The organism is Halostella pelagica (assembly GCF_004762015.1).
Classification (GTDB): domain Archaea; phylum Halobacteriota; class Halobacteria; order Halobacteriales; family Natronoarchaeaceae; genus Halostella; species Halostella pelagica.
In genome coordinates, this window is sequence record NZ_SJES01000001.1 from 447886 (window position 1) to 464312 (window position 16427).

At 65.3% G+C, this 16427-nt stretch carries 18 protein-coding genes and 1 pseudogene; 6 read left to right on the forward strand and 13 right to left on the reverse strand.

Features of this window, described 5'->3' with window-relative positions:
- Positions 1–37 precede the first annotated feature (37 nt).
- From EYW42_RS20500 to EYW42_RS02250, 4 genes and pseudogenes are all read right to left on the reverse strand, one after another.
- Positions 38–175: pseudogene (locus tag EYW42_RS20500) on the reverse strand (hypothetical protein); the annotation flags it as partial.
- The gene (locus tag EYW42_RS02245) at positions 150–920 is read right to left on the reverse strand and encodes a response regulator (protein ID WP_135533625.1); all 771 of its coding nucleotides are present in this window, start codon (positions 918–920) and stop codon (positions 150–152) included. The gene EYW42_RS02245 and the pseudogene EYW42_RS20500, both read right to left, overlap by 26 nt.
- 54 nt (positions 921–974) lie before the next feature.
- Complete coding sequence (locus tag EYW42_RS19385; protein ID WP_161972900.1) at positions 975–1139, reverse strand: hypothetical protein; 165 nt, start codon at positions 1137–1139, stop codon at positions 975–977.
- Between the two features lie 83 nt (positions 1140–1222).
- Entirely contained in the window at positions 1223–2203 is a 981-nt protein-coding gene (locus EYW42_RS02250) for a transcription initiation factor IIB (RefSeq protein WP_135533626.1), read from the reverse strand.
- 337 nt (positions 2204–2540) lie between these two features.
- On the opposite strand from EYW42_RS02250, the gene EYW42_RS02255 reads away from it, so the two are divergent.
- Positions 2541–3719, forward strand: coding sequence for a redox-regulated ATPase YchF (locus EYW42_RS02255; protein WP_135533627.1), 1179 nt, complete (start codon positions 2541–2543; stop codon positions 3717–3719).
- Positions 3720–3795: 76 nt separating this feature from the next.
- Here the strand turns inward: EYW42_RS02255 and EYW42_RS02260 are convergent, their stop codons facing one another.
- A complete protein-coding gene (locus EYW42_RS02260; protein ID WP_135533628.1) occupies positions 3796–4263 on the reverse strand; it encodes a GNAT family N-acetyltransferase in 468 nt (155 codons plus the stop codon).
- Positions 4264–4598: 335 nt separating this feature from the next.
- On the opposite strand from EYW42_RS02260, the gene EYW42_RS02265 reads away from it, so the two are divergent.
- The 3 genes from EYW42_RS02265 to EYW42_RS19665 all read left to right on the forward strand — a co-directional run bounded on the left by EYW42_RS02265 (position 4599) and on the right by EYW42_RS19665 (position 6872).
- Positions 4599–5324 (forward strand): phosphocholine cytidylyltransferase family protein, encoded by a 726-nt coding sequence (locus EYW42_RS02265; RefSeq protein WP_135533629.1) that lies wholly within the window; start codon positions 4599–4601, stop codon positions 5322–5324.
- A 4-nt stretch (positions 5325–5328) separates the two neighbouring features.
- Entirely contained in the window at positions 5329–6495 is a 1167-nt protein-coding gene (locus EYW42_RS02270) for a CDP-glycerol glycerophosphotransferase family protein (protein WP_135533630.1), read from the forward strand.
- Between the two features lie 206 nt (positions 6496–6701).
- Complete coding sequence (locus EYW42_RS19665) at positions 6702–6872, forward strand: hypothetical protein (protein ID WP_168192926.1); 171 nt, start codon at positions 6702–6704, stop codon at positions 6870–6872.
- A gap of 45 nt (positions 6873–6917) precedes the next feature.
- Here the strand turns inward: EYW42_RS19665 and EYW42_RS02275 are convergent, their stop codons facing one another.
- The 6 genes from EYW42_RS02275 to EYW42_RS02295 form a co-directional block, all read right to left on the reverse strand.
- Positions 6918–7697 carry a class I SAM-dependent methyltransferase gene (locus tag EYW42_RS02275; protein ID WP_135533631.1) on the reverse strand — a complete coding sequence of 260 codons (780 nt, stop codon included), beginning with the start codon at positions 7695–7697 and terminating at the stop codon, positions 6918–6920.
- Between the two features lie 36 nt (positions 7698–7733).
- The gene (locus tag EYW42_RS02280; RefSeq protein WP_135533632.1) at positions 7734–8585 is read right to left on the reverse strand and encodes a UbiA family prenyltransferase; all 852 of its coding nucleotides are present in this window, start codon (positions 8583–8585) and stop codon (positions 7734–7736) included.
- A gap of 106 nt (positions 8586–8691) precedes the next feature.
- The gene (locus EYW42_RS02285; protein ID WP_135533633.1) at positions 8692–9813 is read right to left on the reverse strand and encodes a pyridoxal phosphate-dependent aminotransferase; all 1122 of its coding nucleotides are present in this window, start codon (positions 9811–9813) and stop codon (positions 8692–8694) included.
- A 99-nt stretch (positions 9814–9912) separates the two neighbouring features.
- On the reverse strand, positions 9913–11793 hold the full coding sequence (locus tag EYW42_RS02290) for a PAS domain S-box protein (protein WP_135533634.1): 1881 nt from the start codon (positions 11791–11793) through the stop codon (positions 9913–9915).
- Between the two features lie 72 nt (positions 11794–11865).
- A complete protein-coding gene (locus EYW42_RS19670; protein WP_168192925.1) occupies positions 11866–12012 on the reverse strand; it encodes a hypothetical protein in 147 nt (48 codons plus the stop codon).
- A gap of 164 nt (positions 12013–12176) precedes the next feature.
- Positions 12177–12920 (reverse strand): proteasome assembly chaperone family protein, encoded by a 744-nt coding sequence (locus EYW42_RS02295; protein ID WP_135533635.1) that lies wholly within the window; start codon positions 12918–12920, stop codon positions 12177–12179.
- Positions 12921–13045: 125 nt separating this feature from the next.
- Here EYW42_RS02295 and EYW42_RS02300 point away from each other — a divergent pair, with 125 nt between their 5' ends.
- Entirely contained in the window at positions 13046–13954 is a 909-nt protein-coding gene (locus EYW42_RS02300) for an RsmB/NOP family class I SAM-dependent RNA methyltransferase (protein ID WP_135533636.1), read from the forward strand.
- Positions 13951–14499, forward strand: coding sequence for a DUF7122 family protein (locus tag EYW42_RS02305; protein ID WP_135533637.1), 549 nt, complete (start codon positions 13951–13953; stop codon positions 14497–14499). The genes EYW42_RS02300 and EYW42_RS02305 overlap by 4 nt, the downstream gene beginning before the upstream one ends.
- Positions 14500–14525: 26 nt before the next feature.
- Here EYW42_RS02305 and EYW42_RS02310 read toward each other — a convergent pair whose 3' ends face one another.
- Complete coding sequence (locus tag EYW42_RS02310; RefSeq protein ID WP_135533638.1) at positions 14526–14816, reverse strand: ion channel; 291 nt, start codon at positions 14814–14816, stop codon at positions 14526–14528.
- Between the two features lie 35 nt (positions 14817–14851).
- A complete protein-coding gene (locus EYW42_RS02315) occupies positions 14852–16363 on the reverse strand; it encodes a DUF790 family protein (RefSeq protein WP_135533639.1) in 1512 nt (503 codons plus the stop codon).
- Between the last annotated feature and the right edge of the window lie 64 nt (positions 16364–16427).

Consider the following 16427-nt stretch of genomic DNA (forward strand, 5'->3'; position numbering starts at 1 on the left):
TTCTCGGAACGAGGTCGCCGACCAGCGCGACGATAGCCTGTGCGTAGAAGACAGCATCCGACTCCTCGACGTCCGCACGGTCGCAGACGCGGTCGACGAACTCGTCCCAGTCGAACCGCTGGCCGTGGTCTGCGCTTTTCAGAATCGTCCTACTGGTCAGTCTGCCGCTGGACACTACAGATGTGTGCCCCGTCTTCGAGGTGAGTGAGTACGAGCGATTCCGAGATCGAACTCCCGTCGGAGCGTTTGCCGACTGCGGTACCCGACCAGTGGCCGCAGTCTTTCAACTCGGGGAGGATATCGTCGTGGAACCGTTCGACCTCCTCGTCGGGATACAGTTCTTCCCAGTGCCGTCCGATGAGGTCTTCCTTCGACCGTCCGTAGATGGATGCGTAGGCCTCGTTCAGGTACAGATACGTTCCCTCCGAACTGATGACTCCGATCCCCTCTTGCGTGGATTCGAGAGCCTGGAAACACTGCTTGAGTCGCTGTTCGGTTTGGTACTTGTCGATGTGGTTCTGAATGCGGTTGGCCAGAATTTCGAACACGTCGGACGTGCCGCCTTTCTGAAGGTAGTCCGAGACGCCCTCGGAGATGGCCTCGTCCGCGACTTCTTCGCTTCCTTTCCCGGTGAACAGGATGAACGGGAGCATCGAGTGGTCGTTCCGGACCTGCTTGAGAAGTTCGATGCCGTCTAGCGTCGGCATGTCGTAATCGCTGACGACACAATGGATATCGTCCGACGAGACGAGTTCGAGTCCCGCTTCGGGGTCGGTTCGAACGATGATCCGTGCGTCGGGTAGCTTGTTCCGTAATCGCGTTTCCGCAAGATCTGCAAACGCTCGATCGTCCTCTATCAGTAGGATCTGTAGCTCGTCGGTGAAAGATGGAATCGGGAATTGATCTACAGAAAATGACATCTTCCTGTGTTTTTTGTACTTCTCAGACTTATAAATTTTGTTAATATTCTAACACTACCGTCGTGGTACGACGCCGGGACCGGGAGAGACGAACGACAATGGGTCCGTTCGTACTGACGGGGCGAAGACGGCGTCTTCGACATCCCCGTCGCCGGCGTCGCGCTGGAGGGCGAACTGGAGACGGTCGCGGAGCTGGGCGCTGAATGGTTCGAGACGCACCACTGAGTTCGATAGACGGAGTCTCCGTCTGCGTTACGCGTCGGCCGAGAGAAGAGACGGGCCGGTGAAAACGACTGCGGTCATCAGGCGGGCGTGATGGTGCCTTCGGCTTCGAGCAGTTCCTTGTAGCGGTTGCGGATGGTGACCTCACTGATGTCGGCCACTTCGCTGACTTCGCGCTGGGTGATCTGCTCGTTGGTCAGCAGCGGGGCCGCGTAGACGGACGCCGCGGCCAGGCCAACGGGCGACTTGCCGCTGTGGACGCCCTCTTCTTTCGCGTTCTGGAGCAGCTGGCGGGCGCGCCGCTCGGCCTCGTCCGAGATGTCGAGGTCGCTTGCGAACCGGCCGACGTAGCTCTCGGGGTCCGCCGGCTGGACTTCGAGACCGAGTTCGCGGACGATGTAGCGGTACGTCCGCTTGAACTCCTGGTCGTCGATGCGGCTGACGTTGGCGACTTCGTCGATGCTTCGCGGCGTGTTGGCCTGCCGCGCAGCCGCGTACAGCGCGCTGGTCGCGACGCCCTCGATGGAGCGGCCGGGCAGCAGGTCCTCTTCGAGCGCGCGGCGGTAGATGACGGACGCGGTTTCGCGGACGTTCTCCGGGAGGCCGAGCGCCGACGCCATCCGGTCGATCTCGCCGAGCGCCTGCTTCAGGTTGCGCTCCTGGGAGTCGCGGGTTCGGAAGCGCTCGTTCCAGGTGCGCAGGCGCTGCATCTTCTGGCGCTGGCGGGAGTTCAGTGAGTTGCCGTAGGCGTCCTTGTCCTGCCAGCCGATGTTGGTCGAGAGCCCCTCGTCGTGCATCATCTTCGTCGTCGGTGCGCCGACGCGGGATTTCTCGTCTTTTTCCTTGGCGTCGAACGCGCGCCACTCCGGACCGCGGTCGACGTTGTCCTCTTCGACGACGAGACCGCACTCTGCACAGATCGTCTCGCTGCCTTCGGTGACGAGGTCGCCCGAACACTCGGGACAGACCTGCTCGTGTTCGGTCTCCTCTGTTGTCTCCTCTTCTCGTTCAGTGTCCGTTACTCGCCTCTGGTTGCCGGTATGGATGCTTGTTTCAGTCATTGATTTGTACCGTGAGAGGGCAGCGACTGCCGGTGGGGAAAAACCCGAAGAAGACCGGAAGCCACGCTTCCTATCCATAGACAAGGGCGAAAGCTACTTAAACCTTTCGCCGATATTGCGAATCCCGCACAATCTACCGCCGCATTCGACATACATTCTAGGCCGTTCAATATTGGCGTATACAGGCCAGTTACGGCGCTGTACCACAGACTACCTGAGAAGTCCAATTACCAACGGTATTGCTCATCATGTACATTCATGATTGTGAGGTGTTCACGTGGTGGCCGATGGTCGGCAGGATCGAAAGGCAGTTTTCGGCGTCGGCGGTAGGGCCCGTATGCTCTCGATCGCGCTTGCCGGGAAGCCGAACGCCGGCAAGTCCACGTTCTACACCGCGGCGACGCGGGCCGATGTCGACGTCGCGAACTACCCGTTCACGACGATCGACGCGAACCGCGGCGTCAGCCACGCCCGGACGACGTGTCCCTGTCTCGACCGCGACCGTCGCTGTGACAGCGACAACTGTCGTGACGGGAAGCGCTATGTCCCCGTGGAACTGTTAGACGTCGCCGGTCTCGTCCCGGGGGCACACGAAGGGAGGGGCCTGGGTAACCAGTTCCTCGACGAACTCACGAACGCCGACGCGATAATCAACGTCGTCGACGCGAGCGGTGCGACCAACGAGGAGGGCGAACCCGTCGAGATCGGCGACCACGACCCGATGGACGACATCGACTTCGTCGAGGAGGAGATGGACCTGTGGCTCGCGAGCATCGTCGACCGGAACTGGGAGTCGGTCATGCGCAAGTCCCGCTCGCCCGACTTCGACATCGACGACGCGCTGGCGGAGATGCTCACCGGGTTCGGTGCGACGGAGGCCGAGGTGGCCGCCAGCCTCCGCTCGATCGAGTATCCGGACGAACCGCAGCAGTGGACCGACGAACACAGGGAGGCGCTGGCACGCGACGTTCGCAGGCGTACGAAACCCATCATCGTCGCCGCGAACAAGATAGACGTCGCCCCCGAGGAAAACGTCGAGCGGTTGCTCGAACTGGACAAGCCCGTCATCCCGACCACCGCGGAGGGCGAACTCGCCCTTCGCAACGCCGCGGACGCGGGCGTCGTCGACTACGACCCGGGCGACGGGACGTTCGACATCGTCGGCGACGTGAGCGACGACCAGCGCACGGCGCTCGAAGGCCTGCGCGAGGCGACGGCCGAGTACGACGGCACCGGCGTCCAGGCGGCCCTGAACTACGCCGTCTACGACCTACTCGACCGAGTGACGGCCTACCCCGTTCAGGACGCATCCAAGTGGACCGACGCGACGGGGACCATGCTCCCCGACGCCTTCCTTCTCCGTCGCGGGTCGACCCCCGTCGACCTGGCCTACGCCGTCCACAGCGATATCGGCGACGGCTACCTCCACGCAGTGAACGCAAAGACCAGCCGGGAGATCAGTGACGGGTACGAACTCGAAGAGGCCGACGTTATCAAGATCGTGAGCACTAACTAACGGAATCAGCACACGCCAAACCGCCGTTCTATCTCGTTTCAGCCGGGTACGGTGCCAGTACGGGAACCGGTTTGAGTCACTCTAACGGTCGTGCGTAGTCGACCTGTTTCGGTCGGAACCCCGTACTCCTGTAGAACCGGCGCGCGTCTTCGTTCTGCCACTCGCAGGAGACTTTGACGTGGTCGCACCCCTGGTCGCGGGCCATCTCGACGACGCGCTCGACGACTTTCGAGCCGTGACCCTGGTTCCGGTGGTCTCTGTCGATAGCGAGGTTCACGATCCGGAGATACTGAGAGTACTGTCGGGAAGGGTGGTTGCCGTCGCGAAGCGTAACAAAGCCGATCGTCTCGTCCTCGTGAACGACGAGGTAGTCAGTGATTTCGTCGTCGTCGAGATGGTCGCGGAAGCCGTCGTCCGGGACTTCGGTGATTTCCCCATAAGCGAGTTCATTCAGTTCGTCGTACGGTTCCATCGATTTTGCGAGGGAATACCAGCGGTCGACGAGCGTGTCGAGGTCTTCCTCACCGGCTTCGACGAGTTCCATACGACGATCCTCCGCCGCGTCCACTTTACGTTTCGCAGGGTGTGTTTCGGCCCGTCATAGTTCGGGAAAGGACTGGTACTGTCGGACGTAACTGTTGCAGATATTTCGCGGGCGCGTCCCCGCGGAATTCTCCACTGACTTCCGTCCGGCAGTATGTGAGGTGAGCCGACAGTCCGTTCTCGGTTGCGTTCGCCGACGGAGAGTCGGCCGGCCGTCGATCCCTTTTACCTTCGTTCGCGTCTCTCCGGCGACCCTTGCATCTCCGTCCGTACATCTCAATTGATATCCATTGACATACCCGACCCTTTTGACCGTATTCGTTGTCCGCTTCTCTCATGGGGGGAGACAGCCACGCGGTCGTACTCGCCGCCGGCCTGGGTCGCCGGTTGCGGCCGCTGACCGAGGACACGCCGAAGACGCTGTTAGCAGTGGACGACAAACCGATCCTCGACCATATCACGGACGCGCTCGCCGCGACGGGGTACGAGGACCTCACCGTCGTCACGGGCTTCGAGGAAGCCCAGATCCGGGCCTCTCTCGTCGGCCACGGCGATCTGTCGGTGTCGTTCGTCCACAGCGACCGATTCAGGGAGACGAACAACCTCTACTCGCTGTGGCTCGCCCGCGACCGCATCGGGGACGGGTTCACGCTAATCAACTCGGACACCATGTTCCCGCGGTCGGCCCTCGGCCGCCTGCAGTCGGCGGAGGGGTCCGCGCTCGTCGTCGACGCCGAGAAAGACCTCGGCGAGGAGGAGATGAAAGTCGACACCGACGGAGACACCGTCGTCGACATCGGCAAGGAGATAGACAGCGCGACGGGCGAGTACATCGGCGTCTGCAAATTCGACGAGCGCGGAGCGGAGCGGGTGGTCGACGCGCTCGACCGGTTCGTCGACGAGGGACGGGTAAACGAGTGGTACGAAGCCGCCTTTCGGGAGACGTTCGACGACATCGACGTCAGCATCGTCGAGGTGGGCGACGACTGGATCGAGATAGACGACTTCGCCGACCTCCAACGGGCGCGTCAGATGTGGCAGGCCCGGACCATTCCGGAGTGAGCGGATGGGCGCGTTCGGGGTCCTGCTGTCGCTGCTTGCGCACCGTCTCGCCGTTTTGCTCCCGCGGCGCGACGACGTGTGGGCGTTCGGCTCGCGCGGCGGAACCGGGTTCGAGGGGAACACGAAGTATCAGTTCCTGCACGTCGCGAACCGGGACGACACCGACGTTCGCCCCGTCTGGATCACCGAGGACGAGGACCTCGTCTCCGAACTCCGGGCCGAGGGGTACGGCGCTCGCCGCGCGTCGAGCCTTCACGGCATCTGGACGCTTCTGCGGGCCGGTCGAGTGTTCGTCACCGGGGCGCTGACGGACGTTCCGATCTGGCCCACCGGCGGCGCGGAGGTCGTCCAGTTGTGGCACGGCGTGCCGCTGAAGCGAATTTCGACCGACTCCGCGGCGTACGCCGACGCCTCGCTCCCGGACCGTCTCGCCAAACGGTACGTCTACCGCCAGTTCGACTGGGTGACGGTGACCTCGGCAGGGGTGTCGGAGCACTTCGCGTCGGCCTTCCGCCTCCCGCTCTCGCGGATGGTGGTAACGGGATACCCCAGGACGGACGTGCTGTGGCGGGACGTTCCCGGTGCGACGGTGGGGTTCGACGGGCGCGTACTGGACGACATCGCGGACCTCGACGCCGAACGCGTCGTCGCGTACTTCCCGACGTACCGAAACGACCCGGACCGCACACCGGCGTCCGCTCTCGACTTCGCGGCGCTCGACGCCTACCTCGCCGACCGCGACGCCGCGCTCCTGCTGAAGTTTCACCCCGCAGACCAACCCGACGTTGACCTCGACGACTTCGATCAGATCCGTCGGCTGCCGTCGGATGCGGACCCGTACCCGCTGCTGGAACACGTCGACGTGCTCCTAACGGACTACTGCTCTATCTACTTCGAGTTCCTCCTGCTCGACCGCCCCGTAGCGTTCTACGCGTACGACCTGCCGGCGTTCGAGGAAGCGAACGGCCTCTACTTCGAGTACGACGAGTACGCACCGGGACCCGTCGCTACCGACTTCGACGGCCTGACGGCCGCGCTGGACCGGTGTTTCGAGGACCCGTCCGCGGACGCCGACCACCGGCGGCGCGTCCGCGACGAGATGTTCGACCACCGCGACGGTCGGTCGGCGGAGCGGGTCTGTGCGCTCGTCGAGGACGAAAGAGACCGCTGAGAAAGCGCGGTTCTACGCCGCAGGCCTCCCCCTCGACACGCCGCCCTCCGTCCATTCTACACACTACTGACCTCCCAGTCTCTTCTCTACTGCCCTCCGTTCTACTCCTCGCGGCCGTTTGTTGTGACTAGAATCACAACAGTCCTGCGTTCACTATCATCCTCACGATACCATTTAATCCGTGCTGTCGTACGGTCGGTCGGTAAATGGAACGCAAACCAGAGGCCGGGGGGATCCCACAGACGTTCGCGCGGTGTACCGAGTGCGGTACTATCTATCCCGCACAGCTGACCGACGACGACAACCTGCGACCGGTCGGAACTGACGGTAGCTGTAGCTGCGGGAACGACGAGTTCGAACCTCCCGCTTTGCAGTAGCCGCCCCGTTTCTCGGAGCCCGGCGTTCGACTCGACGGCAGTCGGTTACGCCGTCGCGACGAAGACGCCAACGTCCTTCTCGGCTCGAAAGACGCCGTCCTCGAACCGCTCGGCGAACGCCTTCCGGAGAGGGTCGCGGTCCGACTCGTCGAACTCGTCGCGGGAAAGCGCGTACTCGGCCAGCGGTTCGACCGCCGTCACTTCGAGGGCGTCGTCGTACGTCCGGCGCTCGACGCGTTCGAAGAACGGGTCGAGCTGTGCCGCCCCGTTTTGCAGATCGAACCCCGCGGCCCGCGGCAGTGCCTCGCCGGCGATTTCGGCCATCACGTCGTACAGCACCTGCATGTTCGACTCGCCGTTGGTCGACGCGTAGAGGCGACCACCGGAGTTCAGCACGCGACGGATCTCCGCGAACGCCGCCTCGCGGTCCGGGACGTGATACAGCATGTGGTTGGCGGTCACGATATCGAACGTCTCGTCGCCGAAAGAGATGTTCTCGGCGTCCATCACCTCGAAATCGAACCCGTGCGAGCAGTCCGCGAGGTTGTTGCGGGCCGCTTCGACCATCCCCGGCGAGAAATCAGTCACCGTCACGTCTACCCCGTCCGGGATCCGCTCACAGTTCTCGGACCAGAGCGCTCCCGGACCGGACCCGAGCGTGAGGACGCGGCCCTCCGACGGCAGGTCGAATTGGTCGAAGAGCCAGGGGTGGAGGTCGCGGTCCGCGGTGCTGTACCGCTCGTGGAGGGCCGCCCGCGCGTTCAGGTTCGATGCGTCCGCGTACTGCTCCGCCAGCGCGTCGGAGTCGTCCAGCCAGTCGCTCATCCGCGTTGGTTCGCCGTCGTTCGGGATAAAACTGGTTTACGCGAACGGTTCGAACCACACCGCCGCGACGAGGACGGCGAGAAACACGTACGACCCGCGAACGAGCAACATCGTGGCGAGTTCCGGGTCCGCGCGGCGGGCGACGAGTGCCACAGCGCCGAACGCGAGAACGGCGAGGACGCTGGACGGGGGGAACAGTTCCGCCGCGGAGAAGGCGACGACGGCGAGCAGAGCGGTCGCCATCAGCAGGAACGCGACCGTCCGCGCCCGCTCTTTACCGAGGAGGACGGCGACCGTCCGCTTGCGGATGGATCGGTCGTACTCGTAATCCTGCGCGTCGTCTATCACCTTGACGCCGGAGAGCAAGACGAGGAAGACGACGCCGAACGCGAGCGCCGTCGCGCCGACCGTGCCGGCCTGGACGTAGTGACCGCCGACGATGGCGAACGCGATGCCGAGCGGGTAGCCCGTCGTCGCGGTCACGGGGTTCATGTCGAGTTGCGGCGCGTGGTGGTAACCGATGAGCCACGTCGGCAGGGTCACCAGCGCCGCGCCGACGCCGACGAGCGCCCAGAGGCCGGCGAGACACACCGCGAACAGGACGCAGACTCCCGCGAGAGCAGCCTTGCATCCGCGCTCGGTGAGCGGATGGTCGTCGTCCTCGCCGCGGACGTGGAAGTCGACGTAGCCGTCTTTCACGTGGGCGGTGTACACCGCCGAGAAGACCGCGACGACGTGCAGTCCCGCGACGACCGGGGCGACGCCGCTCGCGAGGACGCCGCCGAACAGCGACGCCGCCAGCGGCGGGAGCATGAACACCGGATGAACCTGCGAGAGAAGCGCTCGAAGCGCCGGTTCCGGTCCGGATCCGCGGCGCGAGATGGCCATAGGTTCAACATAGGCTCGACCGAACATAACGTTCGGGGCGTTGGGAGAATTCGGCCGGACACGTAGCCGACTGCATGGCCGGACTGACACTGAGCGGTTCGTTCCGTCAGCGAACCGCTCGCGTCGCCTCGCCCATGACCTCTAGCGCCTCTTTCAGCGTCTCGATGCCCGTCGCGTAGGAGATGCGGGCGTAGCCCTCGCCGTGTTCTCCGAACGCCTCGCCGGGGACGACGACGACGCCGCGGTCGATGCACTCGTCGACCCAGCCCTCGGGCACCTCCGGCATCGCGTAGAACGCGCCGCGAGGCGTCGGGGTGTCGAGGCCGATGTCCGCGAGGCCGTCGAGCAAAACGTCGCGGCGCTCCTCGAAGGCGGTCACCATCTCGTCGACGGGTTCCTGCGGGCCGGTGAGGGCCGCCTCGGCGGCGAACTGCGCCGGGGCGCTGGCGCAGGCCTGCATGTACTGGTGGACGCGGAGCATCCGCTCGATCCGCTCGTTGGACCCGGTCACCCACCCGAGTCGCCATCCTGTCATCGAATACGTCTTCGAACACGCGCCGACGACGACGACGTTGTCGCTTTCAGCGTACGCCATCGGCGAGTGGTGTTCGCCGTCGAAGACGATGTACTCGTACACCTCGTCGGAGATACAGAGCACGTCGTGTTCGTCCGCGATCCGGGCGAACTCGCGGATATCGTCCTCGCTCTGGACCGCACCGGTGGGGTTCGCAGGGCTGTTGACGATAAAGACCGCGGTGTCGTCGGTGATCGCGTCCTCGACCGTCGCGGGGTCGAGAGTGAGGTCCTCGCGCAGTCCCACTGGCTTCGGCGTGCCGTCGGCGAGATGCGTCAGGGCGTCGTAGGAAACGAACCCGGGGTCCGGGAAGATAACCTCTTCGCCGGGGTCGACGTGAGCCTCGATCGCGAGGTGGAGCGCCTCGCTCCCGCCCGAGGTCGCGATGATGTCGTCGGTGTCGACCGAAAACGCTCCGTCGCGGTCGTACTTCGCGCTGATCGCCTCGCGGAGACCGAGCGTCCCCTTGTTCGACGTGTAGGCGTCGGCGTTGCCGTTCTCGACGGCCTCGACGGCGGCCTGCCGAGCGTGGCTCGGGGTCGGGAAGTCCGGTTGCCCGATACCGAGGTTGATCGCGTCCTCGCTCGCAGCCTCGAACACTTCTCGTATCCCGCTCATCGACACCTGTTCGACCCGTTGTGAGAACTCCGTCATGGAGTATACCGATAGCGCCGCCCGCTTAACTGTTCGTGGTCCGCTCCCGTCATCGATACGTAGCCCGTCTCCCGTCATCGATACGTGACCCGTCTCCCGTCATCGACGCGTGACGGTCATCCGGAACTCGAAACGTGCGCCACCGCCGGACTGCATCCGGTGCGTACCGCCCGCATCTCCGTCGGGCGCAGTTCCGCAGGTGGTAGCGTGTCGGCCGGTCTCGGAGTCACGTTCCCGGTCCGAGGTGTCCCCGGAGCCCCTGAGTAACCGGGCGGTGTCGGTGCGGTCGCCGTCCCCGCTCACCGTCGCCGACACCGACCACCCGTGCCCCTCGGCGATCCGCTTGACGATGTTCAGGCCGAGCCCGGTGCCGTCGTCCGCCGTCGTGTACCCCCGGTCGAACACCCGTTCCGAGTCCGATACGGGGATTCCGGGACCGTCGTCCTCCACGTAGAAACCCTCCCCAGTCGTGCCGACGCGCACCGTCGCGTCCGGACCCGCGTGTTCGACCGTGTTTCGGAAGAGGTTCTCGAATAGTTCCCGAAGGCGGGTGCCGTCGGCCTCGACCGTCGGGTCGCCGTCCGGCAACTCCAGCGTCGCATCGCCGGTGGCCACGCCGTCCCAGGCGTTCCGGGAAACCTCGACCAGCGACACCGTCTCCGGGTCGCTCACGACTTTCCCCTGGCGAGCGAGCGCAAGCAGTTCATCGAGGAGGTCCTCCATCCGGTCGACCCCTTCGCAGATCGCGTCGAAGTGCTCCGCTTCGCCCGTCTTTCGGGCGATGTCCAGATGCCCCTGAATGACGTTCAGCGGGTTACGCAGGTCGTGGCCGACGACGCTGGCGAATTCGTCCAGACGTTCGTTCTGCCCTCGGAGCGCCTCGATCCGGCGTTTGCGCTCACTGATGTCGCGGATGACACCGACCGACCCCGCGTAGTTCCCGTCGTCGGTGAGGACTGCCACGTTGTTTTCGGTGAGTATCCGCTCGTCGTTCGCAGTGACGCTTTCCATCTCGTAGGTCCCCCAGTCGCGTTCGTCGTCCTCGTACAGGTCTCTGAGCAGTTCGGTCCCGCGCTCGTAGTCCCCGTCGGCCACGAACTCGCTCGTGTGCGTCCCGACGATATCCGCACGGTCGTAGTCGAGATGCTCGGCCATTGCCTCGTTAGCCATCGTCACGACTTCCTCTTCGTCGAGGATGTACATCGGGTCGCCGACGGCCTCGACCAGCGTTCGGTAGCGGGCGAGTTCCCGCTCTCGTCTCTTCCGGTCGCTGATGTCGCGAATGACGCCGACTGACCCTGTGAGTTCCCCGTTGTCGTCGGTGAGGACGGCGAGGTTGTCCTCGTACTGCCGCAGTTCGCCGTCGGCGTCCGCGATTTCGAACTCCAGTCGCCCGCGCTTCCGGTCGTCGTCGCTGAGGATCTCCCCGATCAACGACTTCGCTTCCGCGACGGCGTCGTCGCCGATGCGTTCGCCGGGATGCGACCCAATGAGGGCCTCTCTCGACTTGTTCGTGAACTCGACGTGAGTCTCGTTGACCATCGTGATCCGCCCCTTCTCGTCGAGCGCGTACATCGCGTCGCCGGCCGTCTCGACGAGCGTCCGGTACCGTTCCAGTTCCCTGTCGCGGGCCGCCCGGGACGTAGTGATATCCCGGACACGGCCCCGGGCGACGCGCGGCGGATCGTCGACGCGGAAGTAGTCCGTAGCGCCAGCGTGTAACGCCTCGTCTACCCCTTCCTCTCCGTCGGTCACGAACAGAACGCCGGGGGCGTCGTCGGCGGTGGCGAGCGAACGGATCAGGTCCGTCGCCCCGTCGACGCCGTTCTCGACCAGAACGCCGTCGAAGCGGCCCGCATCGAGTTCGGCGCGCGCCTCCGCGGTGTCGTCGACTGTGATGGACCGGTCAACGGCCGCGGCGACGCCGTCCGCGACCGTCTCGTCGCCGACGACGAGGAGTCGCTGCTCCGAGAGAGCCATATGATGTTCTGTTCACACAAACCGGACCACGATAAATGGTGTGACTGACCGGAATCGTTCGGAACCGCCGCTCTACTCGCGGGCCTCGCGCAGTTCCTCGACGTGGTCCTCGATCCGGTCGAGCGCAACGTCGGCGTCCATGTAACCCTGTTCGTACTCCCCGAACACCGTGTCCGTATCGTCGAGAAACGTCTCAACTGCCGCTTCGAGGTCGCTCATAGTTCACAGTCGTTCCGCCAGACGCAAAAGAAACTACGATCGCAGTCGGCGATAGTTCGGCGGTCGACGGTCGGACCGGAGAGGCCCATAGCTCTCGCAAGTCAGTTCGGCAGTTCACCGACGCGGGTCGGCGAACACCGCGACACAGTTACAACGTTTCCCTCTCACTGGAACATTCGCAGCGGCTGAGCCTGCGAACTCTCCTGCTCGTTCGCTTCGCCCATCCGCTGTGCGAGTTGCTCCTTCTGGCTCTGGATCTCCTCGGCGCGGTCGACCAGGTCGGAGACGTTCGGGTCGATATCGGCGACCGGACCGATGCCGCGGTCGATAAGTACCCGCGCCGCCTCCGGGTCCGGGAACTGCGGGTCGCTCTCGACTATCAGACCGACGCCGTCGATGTTACGCTCGGCCGCCTGCGATATCAGCGCGCCTGTCGGCCCCGCGATAGCCCCGTTTTCGGTCGGCGTACCGATGTCCAGTTCGTCGAGTATGCCGCCGGAGTCGCCCGTCGAGATGCCGAACATGTCCGGGGCGCTCCCGTCTTTTTCGGCGGGGCGTCCGCTGAGGTACAGCGGCTTGGCGCCCGTCTCTTCGAGCCACGTCGTGACGCAGGTGGCGAAGTCGGTTGCGGTCTCCGCGGAGACCGGCACGTCGCTCTGGAGCGCGAGGAGGTTGCGCTCCCGGTCGGCGTACAGACGGACCGGCGGACGGACCGCCCGGTCGCCGTCCTGATAGACGCCGATCTGCGGGATGCCGTCGGAGTGCACGCTCGCGTAGTACTCCATGTCGAACTGTTCGACGATGTGGTCGGTCGCTATCTTCCCGACGAGACCGACGCCGGGCATTCCCTCGACCAGCCACGCTCCCTCGAAGTCGGCCTCGTCGCTGCGGAGTTTGACGTGCGCCATACACTGGACGTTTCGGGGACGAGTCTTAACCGTGGGGGTAGTCGCGAACCGCGGCGGGGAGGAGACAGCGGCCGCGAACGGTCGCTTCGAAACGCACTTGCGACCGCCGGGCGAATCCGCCGGTAATGGAACCACTGGAACGGTATCGCCCCATCGTCGACGATTTCGACGCTTTCCTCGACGCGTGTGAGCGGCCGCTCCCCTCGGCCGTCCGCGTCAACACGATCAAGTCGTCGACCGAGCGGGTTACCGCCGCGTTCGACGAGGCTGGCGTCGGCTGGGAGCAGGCCGACTGGAACGACCGCGTCATGACGGTGGAGACTGACCGCCCCGGCAACACCTGGCCGTACTTCCACGGCTGGGTCCAGGGCCAGGAGGAGGTGTCGTCGCTCCCCGCCGTCGTTCTCGACCCGAACCCCGGCGAGCGCGTCTGGGACGCCTGCGCCGCACCCGGAAGCAAGACGACCCACCTCGCCGCCTTGATGGAGGACACCGGGACGCTCGTAGCCAACGACAACAACCTCGGTCGCCTCTCGGCGTTGCGGTCGAACGCCGAACGTCTGGGCGTCTCGAACGTCGCCGTCACGAACCGGGACGCGCGGAACTTCTCGCTGAAACCGTTCGACGGCGAACCGTTCGACCGCGCGCTGGTCGACGTCCCCTGCTCCTGCGAGGGGACGGTTCGAAAGAACCCGGACACGTTCGACGAGTGGTCGTTAAACCACGTCCACAGCGTCGCGGGCGTCCAGAAGGGGATACTCCGACGCGCCGTACAGGCCACCCGCGAGGGCGGCACGGTCGTCTACGCCACCTGCACGTTCGCGCCGGAGGAGAACGAGGCCGCTCTCGACCACGTGATCGCCGAGGAGGACTGTCGCGTCGTCGAGATGGACATAGACATCGAACACGCGCCCGGCATCACGGAGTGGGAGGGCGACGGGTTCGACGACAGCGTCCGGAAGGCCGCCCGCATCTACCCCCACTTCCAGGACACCGGCGGGTTCTTCGTCGCGAAGTTGGAGGTGACGGCATGAGCGACGAACCACTGCGGACCGACGGCGGTCGGGCGGACGACGGCCGCACCAATGACGGCCAGCAGTTCGACCGTCTCCCCGAGACGCCCGCGGACCGAGAAGTGGAGGGCCGCGCCTCCCGCCGAGAGGTCCTCGACTGGTGGGACGAACGCTTCGGCGTCCCGCCCGAGACGTTCGATGGGGTCACGTTCTGGGAGAAAGGCGCGGGGAAGGTCTGGGCGTTCGCCGGCGATGTCGACTCGCCGATCCGGATCGAGGGCCTCGGACTGACGTTCATGCGGACCCGTCAGGAACACTGGAAGCCGACGACGGAGGCCGTCCAGCGATTCGGCGCTGACGCGGACCGGAACGTGCTCCGACTCTCCCCGGAGCAGGCCGAGCGGTTCGTCGCGGGAGAGGACCAGGAACTCGACTGGGACGGCGACTGGGGTTACCTCATCGCGGCGCACGAGATAGCCGGTGAGGACGCCCCGCTCGGCGTCGGCCTCTACCTGCACGGCGAACTCCGCTCGCGGATCCCGAAGGGGCGGCGGCGGGAGTTCTGAGCGGACGGGAAAGCGGTATCGCCCGCTCACCGCGGCGTCATGGTCAGCACGTTCACGAGCAAGGCGAGCAGTAGCGACTCAAGCAGCGACTCCACGCCGGCGAGAAAGCGCGCGAAGCTTCCGACCGGGCTGATATCGCCGAACCCGAGCGTGGCGAACGTAACGACGCTGAAGTAGAGCTTCGCTGGTTTCCCGTCCTCGCCAGCGTGCCAGACGCACCGGTCGCGGTCTCCCCAGGTGGGACGCCAGCAGGTCGTCTCACCGACATTTGGAATCGCTGTGACGTCGTGTACGTACCCGCAGCGGTCCTCAGGCATGGGACGTACCACGTTCTTCCCTATACCTGCCGGGGTCACTCGGACCGTTCGCGGACCGTTCCGCCGCCAAGTCCAGTCCACTCGACGCGGTAACCGAGGGTCGCGAGCGCCGCGCTGGCGTCGGTGATACCCGCCTCCTCGAGTACGGCGGTTGCCTCGTCGAGTTCCATCCCGGCCTCGATCCGCTCGCGGAGGTCCGACAGCACCGACGGGTGGACCAGCGTCCGTCCGACTCGCTCGTGGTCGGGAAACGCCTTGCCCTCTATCGCCGCCTCGCTGACGCCGTGGCGGTCGGCGAGCGTTTCCAGCGTCACTACGTCCTCTTCGGGGACGAGTTCGTCGGGGAGCGCCGCCGCACTCTCGGCCACGAGGTCGGTTTCGTACCGTCGGAGTGCGTCACGGACATCCTTGATTCGGACGGTCCCGGAGTAGAGGATCGCTCGATGGTCTCTCGCCTCGATCGCCTCGCCGACACCGAGGCTCTCGTCGGCGGCGACGAGCAGTTCCACGTCCTCGACGGCGTCCATCTGTGACAGTTTCTTCTCGACGTACTCGGGGGTCCAGAACCCTATTATCTCGAAGAAGAGACGGAAGTTCGCGTGCTCATACTCGAACGCGAAGTCCGGGATCATCACGCGGGATCCGGCCGCCAGCGGCTCCGGTTCGCGGACGAGGTTCCAGTCCAGGTCCAGTGACTCGAACCGCGTCGCGAAGTCCGCCTCGACGCCGCTGTCGTAGGTGACGTCGGTCACCGGTTCCACGTCGAGGGGCCGAACGGGGTCGGAATCGGACAGCGATAGCTCCCGCTCCGTGCCCCGGTCGTCTATCGTCGCGGTCAGTTGCCACTCCCGAGCCTTCGCGACGGTGCGAAGCAAGCGAGCGAACCGCGTCCCGTAGCGCCGCGTCGACCGGAACAGGCGGGTCGGCCCGGTGACGACTACCTCGCGCTCGCCCGAGTCGGTTCGCAACACCTCGTACATCAGGCGGAGGCGCTTTACCGCGGAAACGAGCGCCTTCGGGTCCGAGGAACGCACGCGGACCTCCGTCGCGTCGAACAGGACCGTCTGGGCCACCGAGAGGTTGTACTGCGCGATCAGGTCGTCCGGGTCCCAGCGCGCGTCGAACGACGCGAGCACCTGGCGGTCCTCCCGGTCGGCGTAAAGCGCCGTCTCGACCGTCGCGGGGTCCGCACCCAGCGACTCCGCGGCTTGCGACAGCGCCGCGTCTCGCTCCGCTTCAGCGACCACGCCGACCGCCTCCGCGGCGGCGAACGTTTCCCGACGCGCCCGCTCCGGGTCGACGCCCGCGCGCGTCTCGAACGTCGCCTCCCGCTCCAGCAGTTTCGCGAAGCCGCGGACGAGTTTGAAATCCTCGCTCTCGCGTTCGAGGTCGGTCAGGGCGTCCTGCAGGTCGCTCCGTTGCTCGCCGACGTGGCCCTGATAGGTTCCGAGAACTTTCGCGGCGAGCGGTCTGTGCTCGCGGCCGGCGAACTGCGGTCGGTAGCCCCCGCCGGCGCGCGAGACTCGAAGCAGGTCCTTCGTCAGCATCCGACCGGTAGTCGACGCGCCAGCGTCAAAAGCGGTCGGTCCGGGTCGCAAAGCATACGTCCCC

Excerpts from the sequence above, each read along its gene's own strand:
- EYW42_RS02245 (WP_135533625.1), bottom strand. The coding sequence starts at position 920 with ATGTCATTTTCTGTAGATCAATTCCCGATTCCATCTTTCACCGACGAG.
- EYW42_RS02250 (WP_135533626.1), bottom strand. The coding sequence starts at position 2,203 with ATGACTGAAACAAGCATCCATACCGGCAACCAGAGGCGAGTAACGGAC.
- EYW42_RS02255 (WP_135533627.1), top strand. The coding sequence starts at position 2,541 with ATGCTCTCGATCGCGCTTGCCGGGAAGCCGAACGCCGGCAAGTCCACG.
- EYW42_RS02260 (WP_135533628.1), bottom strand. The coding sequence starts at position 4,263 with ATGGAACTCGTCGAAGCCGGTGAGGAAGACCTCGACACGCTCGTCGAC.
- EYW42_RS02265 (WP_135533629.1), top strand. The coding sequence starts at position 4,599 with ATGGGGGGAGACAGCCACGCGGTCGTACTCGCCGCCGGCCTGGGTCGC.
- EYW42_RS02270 (WP_135533630.1), top strand. The coding sequence starts at position 5,329 with ATGGGCGCGTTCGGGGTCCTGCTGTCGCTGCTTGCGCACCGTCTCGCC.
- EYW42_RS19665 (WP_168192926.1), top strand. The coding sequence starts at position 6,702 with ATGGAACGCAAACCAGAGGCCGGGGGGATCCCACAGACGTTCGCGCGG.
- EYW42_RS02275 (WP_135533631.1), bottom strand. The coding sequence starts at position 7,697 with ATGAGCGACTGGCTGGACGACTCCGACGCGCTGGCGGAGCAGTACGCG.
- EYW42_RS02280 (WP_135533632.1), bottom strand. The coding sequence starts at position 8,585 with ATGGCCATCTCGCGCCGCGGATCCGGACCGGAACCGGCGCTTCGAGCG.
- EYW42_RS02285 (WP_135533633.1), bottom strand. The coding sequence starts at position 9,813 with ATGACGGAGTTCTCACAACGGGTCGAACAGGTGTCGATGAGCGGGATA.
- EYW42_RS02290 (WP_135533634.1), bottom strand. The coding sequence starts at position 11,793 with ATGGCTCTCTCGGAGCAGCGACTCCTCGTCGTCGGCGACGAGACGGTC.
- EYW42_RS19670 (WP_168192925.1), bottom strand. The coding sequence starts at position 12,012 with ATGAGCGACCTCGAAGCGGCAGTTGAGACGTTTCTCGACGATACGGAC.
- EYW42_RS02295 (WP_135533635.1), bottom strand. The coding sequence starts at position 12,920 with ATGGCGCACGTCAAACTCCGCAGCGACGAGGCCGACTTCGAGGGAGCG.
- EYW42_RS02300 (WP_135533636.1), top strand. The coding sequence starts at position 13,046 with ATGGAACCACTGGAACGGTATCGCCCCATCGTCGACGATTTCGACGCT.
- EYW42_RS02305 (WP_135533637.1), top strand. The coding sequence starts at position 13,951 with ATGAGCGACGAACCACTGCGGACCGACGGCGGTCGGGCGGACGACGGC.
- EYW42_RS02310 (WP_135533638.1), bottom strand. The coding sequence starts at position 14,816 with ATGCCTGAGGACCGCTGCGGGTACGTACACGACGTCACAGCGATTCCA.
- EYW42_RS02315 (WP_135533639.1), bottom strand. The coding sequence starts at position 16,363 with ATGCTGACGAAGGACCTGCTTCGAGTCTCGCGCGCCGGCGGGGGCTAC.